Below are 9,796 nucleotides of genomic sequence, written 5' to 3' on the forward strand. Positions count from 1 at the left end.
GGAATCCCGGCGCGCGCCGGTCACCGCGCGAGCCTCAGGCCGGCGGCCGCCCACCGCGACGCGGCCGGGAAGAAGTTGCGGTACGTGTGCCGCGTGTGGCCGGCGGGCGTGAGGGCGCTGCCGCCGCGCAGGACGTGCTGGTCGGACATGAACTTGCCGTTGTACTCGCCGGCCGCGCCCTCCTCGGTGACGAAGCCGGGGTACGGCAGGTAAGCGCTCGAGGTCCACTCCCACACGCCGCCGATCGTGCGGTCGGCGACGGTCCGCGGGTGGCACCGGTCGGGGTCGAGTTCGTCGCGGATCTCCCAGCCGGTGGTGGCGACCTCCCACTCGAACTCGGTGGGCAGCCGCGCCCCGGCCCAGCGCGCGTAGGCGTCGGCCTCGTAGAAGGAGACGTGGATGACCGGTTCGGCGTCGACGACCGGGCGCCGCCCGCTGAGCGTGAAGGTGGTCCACTCGCCGTCGACGGCGCTGCCGGCGTCGGCGCGCGCATCGCCCGTGTTGTCCTCGCGCCGCCAGTACCCGGGCGCGTCCCAGCCCTCGGCCTGCACGGTCGCCCACCCGTCCGACAGCCACAACTCGGGACGTAAGTAACCGCCGTCGGCCATGAACCGCTTCCACTCGCCGACGGTGACCTGGCGAGTAGCGACCTCGCCGCCCGGGATCCACACGCGGTGGCGGGGCCGTTCGTTGTCGTAGGAGAACCCCGCGGGCGGTATGTGGGCGCCGGGAGTGTTGGCGCCGGGTGCGTTGGCGCCGGGTGCGTTGGCGCCGGGTGTATTGCCGCACGCGGGATCGGGCGCGCCGATCTGCGCGACCCCCTCGACGACGGCGAGCCATTCCGTCTCCCCCGGCGTCGCGGCGGCCGGGTCGGCGGGCCTGTCGACGTACACGGGATCGGTCGGGTTGTGGGAGAAGAGGTGCTTGATGTCCATGAGCAGCAGTTCCTGGTGCTGCTGCTCGTGATGACAGCCCAGCTCGAGCAGCTCGAGGCCGCGCTCGTCGATGTCGTCCGCCTCGAGGGCCGCGACCACGGCCTCGTCGACCCGCGCCCGGAAGTCGGCGATCTCCGCGACCGACGGCCGCGTGATGAGTCCGCGCTCGGGGCGCGGCTGCCGGGGACCGACCGCCTCGTAGTAGGAGTTGAACAGGAAGCGGAACACCGGCTCCGGCGAGGAGTACCCGGGCACCCGACCCAGCACGAACTCTTCGAAGAACCACGTGGTGTGCGCGCGGTGCCACGCCGCGGGGCTGGCGGCGGTCATGGACTGGGGGATCTGGTCCTCGGCACTGAGGCGGGACGCGAGCAGATCCGTGAGCCGGCGGACCCGGAGGAATCTCTCGACGATGCTCCCCGTGCGAGGAGCGGTGCTGACGGAGCCGACTGTCATGGGATCCCCCGTGGTTCGTGGTCGACGGCAGGCGGTCTGGGACGGGGACCGGTCGGCCCCCGGCGTTTCCGCCACCCTAGCCACGGCCTCCGGCACCGCCCACCGATTCGTTAGTCGAACGGGATGCCGGCCGCCGTCCCGCCGCGTTCGGCGGCGGCGTCTCGGCGCGCGGCGGCGTCGTTGCGCCGCTCGTGCTCGAGCAGCCGCAGTCGGTACTCCGGGCAGTTGCCCATTCCGCCGTCGGCGCGGATCACGCGGTGGACGGGGATGACGAACGGCACCGGCACGATGCTGCACAGCCGGCCCACCCGCCGGGCGTTGCGTGGTCGTCCGGCGTCCACGCTGATCTGCCCGTACGTGGATGTCTCGCCGTACGGGATGCGCTGGATCTCGCGGTAGACCTCGCGCGAGAACTCGTCGTGAACGCCGGCGGCGGCCCAGTCGAGCGGGACGTCGAAGCCGCGTAGCTCGCCGGCCAGGTAGGCCATCACCTGACGCGCGAGTCGGTTCAGATGCCCACCAGCGCCGCCGGGCCCGCTGTCGGGGTCCTCGTCGTCGTCCCCTCCCCGTCCGTCACCGTGTTTCACGTCGAACCATGCGTCGACCGCGTGGAGTTCGCTCTCGTCGACCTGCTGCAGACGTGACACTCCCACGGCCGTGGCCTCGACGATCATGAGGCCGGCCGCGGTCTCGAGCAGCCGCGCGGCGACGCCGGGCGTCCGGGCCGCGCGCACGCTCACACCACGCTCGGACGGTCCGGGTTGGTGACGTCGGCGTCGGCGGTATCGAGCTTCTCGAACAGGGCGTCGGCACCGTCGCGACCGATCGCGGACATCTCCGCGGTGGTGATGGGCACGGCCTGCAGGCGCGTGAGCAGGGGGCCGGCGCCGTCGGGGCCGCCGGTCTCGTCGACGACCTGCAGTTCCGGCCACAGGAACGGCGGCGTGAGGACGAGGTGCTCGCAGCGACGCCCGGGATCGACCAGGCCGACCGCGTTGGGGATCACCGCGCCGGGCGCCACGTGGATCGAGCCGGTCGCCACTGCCAGCGCGCAGGCGTCCAGGACGTCGGCCATCGCGCGGTGCCCCGTGCGGCCGACCGTGACGAACTCACTGCGGATCTGACGCCCTTCGGGCGTGGTGACGTTGGTGGGCAGCTCCCGCGCGCCGATGGTGGCGTAGGTGGAGAAGCCGACGGCGGGGACGTTGTCGACGACGACGATGTCGCAGTGCCATTCGGTGGTCTTCCCCTCCTCGTCCGGCTCGGTCTCGTGCGGGTAGCGCAGGACGCGGACCTTGTCCTTGCCGCCGAGGATGCCCTCGAGGCCGGAGAGATCGGCCGTGTCCGGGCCGGGGAGGGTGTTCTCGTCGCTCATGCCAGTGCTCGCAGACGTGGTTCGAGGTCGGCCTCGAACAGGTCGAGGAAGCGCTTCTGGTCGTGACCGGGTGCGTGGAAGACCAGGTGGTTGAGGCCCGCGTCGACGTACTGCTTGACCTGCTCCACGGCGTCGTCCGGGTCCGAGGCGACGATCCAGCGCTTGGCGACCTGCTCGATCGGCAGCTCGTCGGCCAGGCGCTCCATCTCTCGCGGCGAGTCCACCGAGTGCTTCTGCTCCGGCGTCAGGCTCAGCGGCGCCCAGAAGCGGCAGTTCTCCAGGGCTTTCTCCGGGTCGGGGTCGTAGCTGATCTTGATCTCGATCATCCGGTCGATCGTCGAGGAGTCACGCTCGTTGATCCGCGCGCCCTCCTCGACCGCGGGCAGGAGCTTGTCCGTGTAGAGCTCCATACCCTTGCCGGAGGTGCAGATGAAGCCGTCGCCGACGCGACCGGCGTACTTGGCCACGACCGGGCCACCCGCGGCGATGTAGACCGGCACGCCGCCCTCGGGAACGTCATAGAGGAACGCGTCCTTGGTGGAGTAGAAGTCGCCGGAGAAGCTGGTGGTCTCACCCGTCCAGAGCTCACGCATGAGGCGGACGGACTCCCGCAGTCGCGCGAAGCGCTCCTTGAACTCCGGCCACTCGCCCCGGTGGCCCGTGGCGATCTCGTTGAGCGCCTCACCGGTGCCCACGCCGAGGAAGACGCGCCCCGGATAGAGGCACGCCATGGTGGCGAACGCCTGGGCCAGTACCGCGGGGTTGTAGCGGAACGTCGGGGTGAGCACGGAGGTGCCCAGCTGGATGGTGCTGGTTCGCTCCCCTACGGCCGTGAGCCAGGCCAGGGAGAACGGGGCGTGGCCGCCGTCGTGGCGCCAGGGCTGGAAGTGGTCGGAGACCGTGGCCGAGTCCATGCCCGCCTGCTCCGCCATCACCGCGAACTCCACGAGATCGCGCGGCCCGAACTGCTCGGCCGAGGCCTTGTATCCGAGCTTGAGGGAGGGGGTGTCGGGCATCGGCTTCTCCTACGTCTAGGCGTGTGGCCAGGTGTACGTCGACGTTGTTCACTGGGGCGTTCACAGCGGCGTTCGCGGTGGCGTTCGTTGCGGCGTTCGTTGCGGCGTTCGTTGCGGCGGCACTCCGTCGCGCGGGCCACTGCGCCGAGTATGCCAGTGGCCTGCGACACTCGTAGCGCCCTGTCCCCACCTCGACGCTCCGAGGTCGCCTCGGCGCGGAAGGTGCACGGGTAGCCGACGCGTCAGCGCCCCGGCCGCGACATGGCCGCCGGAACATCTGATGAGATCGGCCACACGCCGCGGGTTGCTGTAACGACTACGGCCGCGTCAGCAATATTCTTCGTGAACCGGAAGTCACCGCGCATCGCGTGGCCAGGGTGCCCTCCCCTGAACCGACCTCCGGGCGAGCGCACGTTCGGAGGAGTCATGCGGACCAGGCACGCGGCCACCGCCCTGGTGACCCTCGCCGCCTCCTCCGCCTGCGCCCTCGGCACCACGCTGATCCTCCAGGATCGGCAAGAGCAGGCCCGCGAATCCGAGCTCCGCAGTTCCGCCTGGTCCGTCCAGGCGTCCACCGACTTCGGCACCACCTGGACCGCGCCCATCTCCTCCTACGGTGGCCACTTCCCCGTCCGAGTCGACACCGCCGGCCTGCGGGACCGCTCCGCCTACCAGCCGCTCACCCTCCGCACGAGCGTCGACTCGCGCGACGACGCCCACGTGGCGATCGGCGAGGGCGTCCTCGTGGACGGCGACCCGGCCACCGCCGCCGACGTCCGGATCCGGGCGGTCGCCTCCCGCGGAGGCGCATGTGCGGCGCCGGCCTTCCGCCTCGACTCGGACAACGTCCTCGCCGGGGACGGTGAGGAACCGGTGCCCGTCGGCGCCCCCACCTCCGACGTCCCGCTGATCCTGCCCGGCGCCACCCGCACCACGCCCGGCGCAGCGGTGACCGTGTGCCTCGAACTGAGCATGGACGCCAACTCCCCGGCGCCCGACTCGGTCCTCACGCTGGCGTGGCCCGTGGATATCGCCCGCAGCGACGCCACCGACTGAATCGCCCGCCCGGTCGCCCGCCCGGTCGGCTACTCAACCGCCGGCGGCCTCGTCGTAGATCCGCGCATAGGCCGCGATGACGCTCGTCGGATCAGCGCCCGCGACCCGCGGCGGGACGGCCCGGGGATTCTCCAACGCCGCCCGGACCGCCACCCCCACCGCGGACGGATCGCGGGGATCGTAGACCTCCCCGGAATGATCACCCGGATCGCAACGGTCGAACCACTGCTCCCGCAGGCACCCCACCGCCGGGAACACCGGCGACACGCCCAGGTCGCGGCACAACTCCAACCAGGTGAAATGGGTGGCGAACCGGTGCGGCAACACGCACACGTCGAGCGCGGCGAACTCGGGCAGCAACGGCGCCAGGTCCAACGACTCGTACCTCACCAACCGCACCGACTTCCAGCCGCCCTCGGCCGCCAGCTCCGCCACCAGATGGTGCCCGCCGGCCTCGCGGTCCTCGCCGCACGCGTCGCGCCACGCCTGCGCCTCCACCACGATCCGCAGGTGCGCGCCCCGCCGCCCGTGGGCGACGGGCGCCAGCTGGTCCAGCAGCTCCGGGCCGTCGATGTTCTCGCCCATCCGCTCCAGCAACACCCCCACCACCACCGGATCGCCGGGACCGCGCAGGTGCTTGCCGGCGCGGATGGCGGAGGAGACCTCGTCCTCGTCCAGCAGCCGCGGGTGCGGCACGACCACCGGTTCGACGCCCCACCGCACCCACAGTTCGTGCGCCGCCACCTCGGTCAGCGTGACCACGGCAGCGGCGGCCTCGACCAGTGTGCCGGTGTGATCCCGGTGCGGGAGTTCGTCCTCGTGGGACGGGTAGACGATGTCGTGGACGGTCAGCACGAACGGCACCCCGGCCCGCGCCAGGTGCTCCACCACCCCGTCCACGCTCTCGGGCTCGAGGTAGTCGTACCCGAAGTGCACGTGCACCAGATCGACATCCCGCAACGGATCGGCGTACCGGTGGATCTCGCCGGAGGCGTCGGAGTCCGGGTCGAGCTCGGCGGGCGTCACCGCCTCGGGCGGGGTCTGCCCGTTCACCACCCCGGGCCGGACGGGCACCAGCTCTACGTGCTCAGCGCCATCCAGGCCGGTGATACGGCGAACCGCGGGATGGGCGGCCGGCAGCACCGCCACCCGGACCCGGGAATGTTCACCCCGATCAGACATACGATCAATCTAGACCGTCACCCCAGACCGCGACGCAGGTCCTCGATGAGGTCGCCCGCGTGTTCCAGCCCCACGGACAGGCGGACCACGTTGTCGCCGATGCCCACCGCGGCGCGGGCCTCGGGCTCCATGGACGCATGCGTCGTCGTCGCGGGATGGGTCACCAGCGTCTTGGCATCGCCGAGGTTGTTGGAGATGTCGATGACCTCGAGCGAGTTGAGCAGGGCGAAACACTCCTTCTTGCCGCGGCCGCCCTCGCCGTCGTCGCCCTGCTCGTACTTCAACCCGAAGGTCACCACGGACCCGCCGCCGGACATCTGCGCGCGCGCCAGCTCGTACTGGGGGTGTGACTCGAGCATCGGGTACGTCACCCAGTCAACCGCCCGGTGGGACTCGAGGAACCGCGCCACCTCCAGCGCGTTGGCACTCATCCGCTCGACGCGCAGGCTCATGGTCTCCAGGCCCTTGAGCAGGACCCACGCGTTGAACGCGCTCATGCCGAACCCGGCGTGGCGCATGAGGTTCTGCACCGGACCGGTGATGTACTCCTCGGTCCCCAGGACGGCGCCGCCGAGGACGCGGCCCTGGCCGTCGATGTGCTTGGTCGTGGAGTACACCACCACGTCCGCACCCAGCTCGAGCGGCTTCTGGTGCAGGACGGTGGCGAAGACGTTGTCCACCACGACCTGCGCGCCGGCCGCGTGGGCCAGGTCGCACACCGCGCGGACGTCGACCAGCTCCTGCATGGGGTTGGAGGGGGTCTCGAAGAAGACCGCGTCGGTGGGCTCGGACAGCGCCTCACGCCACTGGTCGAGGTCGGCGCCGTCGACGAACACCGTCTCCACGCCCCACCGCGGCAGGATCTCCGCGCAGATCACGTAGCAGGAGCCGAACAGCGCGCGGGAGGCCACGAGCCGGGATCCGTTGCCGCACAGCGCGGCCAGCGCCACGAACACCGCGGACATGCCGGAGCTGGTGGCGAAGCACGCCTCGGCGCCCTCGATCTGGCGCAGCCGCTCCTGGAACATCGCCACGGTGGGATTGCCGTAGCGGGAGTAGACGAAGCGCTGCTTCTCACCGTTGAACGACGCCTCGGCCGCCTCGGCGGAGGAGTACACGTAGCCGGAGTTGAGGAACATCGGCTCGGTGGTCTCCTCGAAGGCCGTGCGCATCTGGCCGGCGCGGACCCCCAGGGTGTCGGGGTGGAGACCGTCGGGGAGCTCGTTGTTCTTCATCCGCTGCTTTCTGTGTACTCGGGTGTGCGTGCGTGTGTGGGCGGTCCGTGTGTGGGCGGTCCGTGTGTGCGGACCGCCCGTGTGTCGGGGCGGGCCGTGTCAGGACTGGCGCCAGGCCAGGCCCGCGACCTTCCAGCCGTTGACCGTGCCGCGATGCCCCTCGGCGTCCGGGTCGCCCTCGAAGCCGCCGGCCACGTTGTAGGCGGCGCCGTATCCGACAGCGGTGGCGACCCGGGCCGCGGCCGCCGACCGGTGTCCGCTGCGGCAGAGGAACAGCACGGGCGCGTCGGGCTCGACGCCGGCCTCGCCCAGCTGTTCCACGAACCGGGCGTTGGGCTGGCCCGCCGAGGTCATCCACTCGATGCCCAGCGTGCGCTTGCCGAGCTCCGACAGATCGGCGCCGCCGACCCACTGCCATTCGGCGCTGGTGCGGACGTCCACCAGCACGGCGTCGGGATCGGAGGCGAGCAGTTCCCAGGCCTGGCGGGGCGGTAGGTCCCCGGCGTAGTCGCTCATGGGTGTCGATTATGCTCCCCCGACGCCCGATCGGCGGGGTCGAGGTACCCGGGTGGCCGTTCTGTGCGACGATCCGGATATGACGCCGCTCACAGATCACCCCTACCGTGTGGCCGTCGTCGGGTCCGGCCCGGCGGGCGTGTACGCGAGCGAAGCCCTTCTGGACTGGAGCGACTCGCGGGATCCGTCGGGGCGCGGGATCGTGGTGGACCTGCTCGACCGCCTGCCCGTGCCGTACGGGCTGCTGCGTCACGGCGTGGCCCCGGATCACCCCCGCATCAAGGGCATCGCGCGGACGCTCGAGGGGATCGCCGCGGATCCGCGCATCCGGTTCCTGGGCAACGTGGAGTTCGGCCGCGACCTGACCGTGGACGACGCGCGGCGCTTCTACCACGCGGTCGTGTTCTCCACCGGCGCGTTGGCCGACCGCCGACTCGGGATCCCGGGCGAGGACTTGGAGGGATCGTACGGGGCCGCCGAGTTCGTGACCTGGTACGACGGTCACCCCGATTCGCACCCGGAGTGGGCGCTCACCGCCGAGCGGGCGGCCGTGGTCGGCGTGGGGAACGTGGCCCTGGACGTGGCGCGCATGTTGGTGCGTAGTCCGGAGCAGCTCGAGCCGACGGACATCCCCGCCCACGTGCGGGACGGCTTCGGCACCAACGTCACGCGCGTGGTGTCGGTGATAGGGCGCCGTGGTCCGGCGCACGCCAAGTTCACGCCCCTGGAGCTGCGGGAGATGGCCAAGGTGGAGGGCGTCACCGTGGTGGTGGATCCCGACGACCTGGAGTACGACGACGAGGCGCGCGCCCTCCGCGACGGCGATCGCCGGGTGGGGCAGGTGTGCGCGCAACTCGAGAAATGGGTCGGGGCGCAGCGTGAGGCCGGGCTCGAGACGGCGGATGAGGCCGAGGCCTCCGCGCTCGCGGCCGGCGGGAAGGTGGTGCGGTTCCGCTTCCACCGGTCCCCCGTCGAGATCGTGGGCGACGACGGCCGGGTCACCGGGTTGCGACTGGAGATCACCGAGCCGGATCCCGCGCCGGCCGACGCCGGGTCGGTCGTCGGCCGGGTGCGCGGCACGGGCCGCTTCGAGGATCTGCCGGTCGAGGCCGTGTACCGCGCGGTGGGGTACCGCTCCGCCGCCCTGGAGGGCGTGCCGTTCGACGACTCCCGGGCGACCATCCCCAACGACGGCGGCCGGGTGCTCGACGCGCCGGGCGGCGATCACCTGCCGGGGCTGTTCACGGCGGGGTGGGTCAAGCGCGGTCCCTCCGGCGTCATCGGGACCAACCGGTCGTGCGCGGTGGAGACGGTCGGTCATCTCACCACCGAGCTCGAGTCCGGCACGCTGCCCGAGCCCGCTGACCCCGATCCGTCCGCCGTCCGCGACCTGCTCGCCGACCGCGGCGTGGACATCGTCGACGGCGACGCCTGGCTCGCGATCGACGCCCACGAGCGTGAGCTCGGCGAGGCGGCCGGCCGCGAGCGCACCAAGTTGCCGGGCCGGGCGGAGATGCTCGACATCGCCCGCTCCTCGCGGGCTACTCGATCCCGCTGACGAGCCGGCCGATCTCCGTCAGCGACACCGTCCCCGGGTCGAGGTAGCGCGAGTGCGCGGTGCGCACCGATTCCGGTCCCGCGCCGGGCTCGGTGACGTCCACGGAGCGGCCGCCGAACTCGTCGGTCCCCGGCCGCTCGCCGAGCACGCCCGTGATCGACCACCACGGGACGGGATCCCAGCGTGAGGCCACGGCCACCACGTCGTCGTCGACCGCCGGGCGGCTGACGCCCGCCTCGTCCACCCACTGCCGGCCGAGCGACTCGACACCCGCGCCGGGGCTGCCGACGTGGATCATCAGGTCGGCAGCGAGCCCCTCGGGGTCCGCCGCGGCCGCGCCCAGGACCACCGAGCCGTAGCTGTAACCGATGGCCGCGTGCGGGGCGTCGTCGCCGTCCAGGCCCTCGACCGCGTCCAGCCCGGCCGCGTAGGTCCGGAGGTCGCCCGCGTGCGCCCACGCCGGGCCC

The 9,796-nt window shown here is 71.9% G+C and carries 10 protein-coding genes; 2 read left to right on the top strand and 8 right to left on the bottom strand.

Annotated elements, in window-relative coordinates:
- Positions 1 to 20: 20 nt before the first annotated feature.
- From HMPREF3086_RS02635 to fgd, 4 genes are all read right to left on the bottom strand, one after another.
- Complete coding sequence (locus tag HMPREF3086_RS02635; RefSeq protein WP_070720050.1) at positions 21 to 1,391, bottom strand: ergothioneine biosynthesis protein EgtB; 1,371 nt, start codon at positions 1,389 to 1,391, stop codon at positions 21 to 23.
- Positions 1,392 to 1,501: 110 nt separating this feature from the next.
- Entirely contained in the window at positions 1,502 to 2,131 is a 630-nt protein-coding gene (locus tag HMPREF3086_RS02640) for a methylated-DNA--[protein]-cysteine S-methyltransferase (RefSeq protein WP_061917335.1), read from the bottom strand.
- On the bottom strand, positions 2,128 to 2,766 hold the full coding sequence (locus HMPREF3086_RS02645) for a suppressor of fused domain protein (RefSeq protein WP_061227917.1): 639 nt from the start codon (positions 2,764 to 2,766) through the stop codon (positions 2,128 to 2,130). Before HMPREF3086_RS02645 ends, HMPREF3086_RS02640 begins: the two co-directional genes overlap by 4 nt.
- Entirely contained in the window at positions 2,763 to 3,782 is a 1,020-nt protein-coding gene (gene fgd / locus HMPREF3086_RS02650) for a glucose-6-phosphate dehydrogenase (coenzyme-F420) (RefSeq protein WP_061227916.1), read from the bottom strand. The genes HMPREF3086_RS02645 and fgd overlap by 4 nt, the downstream gene beginning before the upstream one ends.
- Positions 3,783 to 4,208: 426 nt before the next feature.
- Here fgd and HMPREF3086_RS02655 point away from each other — a divergent pair, with 426 nt between their 5' ends.
- The gene (locus HMPREF3086_RS02655; RefSeq protein WP_061917328.1) at positions 4,209 to 4,838 is read left to right on the top strand and encodes a hypothetical protein; all 630 of its coding nucleotides are present in this window, start codon (positions 4,209 to 4,211) and stop codon (positions 4,836 to 4,838) included.
- Between the two features lie 33 nt (positions 4,839 to 4,871).
- Here the strand turns inward: HMPREF3086_RS02655 and HMPREF3086_RS02660 are convergent, their stop codons facing one another.
- The 3 genes from HMPREF3086_RS02660 to HMPREF3086_RS02670 all read right to left on the bottom strand — a co-directional run bounded on the left by HMPREF3086_RS02660 (position 4,872) and on the right by HMPREF3086_RS02670 (position 7,771).
- Positions 4,872 to 6,020, bottom strand: coding sequence for a glycosyltransferase family protein (locus tag HMPREF3086_RS02660; protein ID WP_246830867.1), 1,149 nt, complete (start codon positions 6,018 to 6,020; stop codon positions 4,872 to 4,874).
- A 17-nt stretch (positions 6,021 to 6,037) separates the two neighbouring features.
- The gene (locus tag HMPREF3086_RS02665) at positions 6,038 to 7,255 is read right to left on the bottom strand and encodes an O-succinylhomoserine sulfhydrylase (protein WP_070720055.1); all 1,218 of its coding nucleotides are present in this window, start codon (positions 7,253 to 7,255) and stop codon (positions 6,038 to 6,040) included.
- A 99-nt stretch (positions 7,256 to 7,354) separates the two neighbouring features.
- Complete coding sequence (locus HMPREF3086_RS02670) at positions 7,355 to 7,771, bottom strand: rhodanese-like domain-containing protein (RefSeq protein WP_061227912.1); 417 nt, start codon at positions 7,769 to 7,771, stop codon at positions 7,355 to 7,357.
- A 79-nt stretch (positions 7,772 to 7,850) separates the two neighbouring features.
- Here HMPREF3086_RS02670 and HMPREF3086_RS02675 point away from each other — a divergent pair, with 79 nt between their 5' ends.
- A complete protein-coding gene (locus tag HMPREF3086_RS02675; RefSeq protein WP_070720057.1) occupies positions 7,851 to 9,329 on the top strand; it encodes an FAD-dependent oxidoreductase in 1,479 nt (492 codons plus the stop codon).
- Here HMPREF3086_RS02675 and HMPREF3086_RS02680 read toward each other — a convergent pair.
- On the bottom strand, positions 9,313 to 9,796 hold a 484-nt coding region (locus HMPREF3086_RS02680), incomplete at its 5' end, for an alpha/beta hydrolase (protein ID WP_246830868.1). The genes HMPREF3086_RS02675 and HMPREF3086_RS02680 overlap by 17 nt on opposite strands.

Origin of the sequence: Dietzia sp. HMSC21D01, from assembly GCF_001815995.1 — a bacterium.
GTDB lineage: Bacteria > Actinomycetota > Actinomycetes > Mycobacteriales > Mycobacteriaceae > Dietzia > Dietzia cinnamea.

Coding starts and splice junctions, on each gene's coding strand:
- HMPREF3086_RS02635 (WP_070720050.1), bottom strand. CDS start 1,391: ATGACAGTCGGCTCCGTCAGCACCGCTCCTCGCACGGGGAGCATCGTC.
- HMPREF3086_RS02660 (WP_246830867.1), bottom strand. CDS start 6,020: ATGTCTGATCGGGGTGAACATTCCCGGGTCCGGGTGGCGGTGCTGCCG.
- HMPREF3086_RS02645 (WP_061227917.1), bottom strand. CDS start 2,766: ATGAGCGACGAGAACACCCTCCCCGGCCCGGACACGGCCGATCTCTCC.
- fgd (WP_061227916.1), bottom strand. CDS start 3,782: ATGCCCGACACCCCCTCCCTCAAGCTCGGATACAAGGCCTCGGCCGAG.
- HMPREF3086_RS02665 (WP_070720055.1), bottom strand. CDS start 7,255: ATGAAGAACAACGAGCTCCCCGACGGTCTCCACCCCGACACCCTGGGG.
- HMPREF3086_RS02655 (WP_061917328.1), top strand. CDS start 4,209: ATGCGGACCAGGCACGCGGCCACCGCCCTGGTGACCCTCGCCGCCTCC.
- HMPREF3086_RS02670 (WP_061227912.1), bottom strand. CDS start 7,771: ATGAGCGACTACGCCGGGGACCTACCGCCCCGCCAGGCCTGGGAACTG.
- HMPREF3086_RS02675 (WP_070720057.1), top strand. CDS start 7,851: ATGACGCCGCTCACAGATCACCCCTACCGTGTGGCCGTCGTCGGGTCC.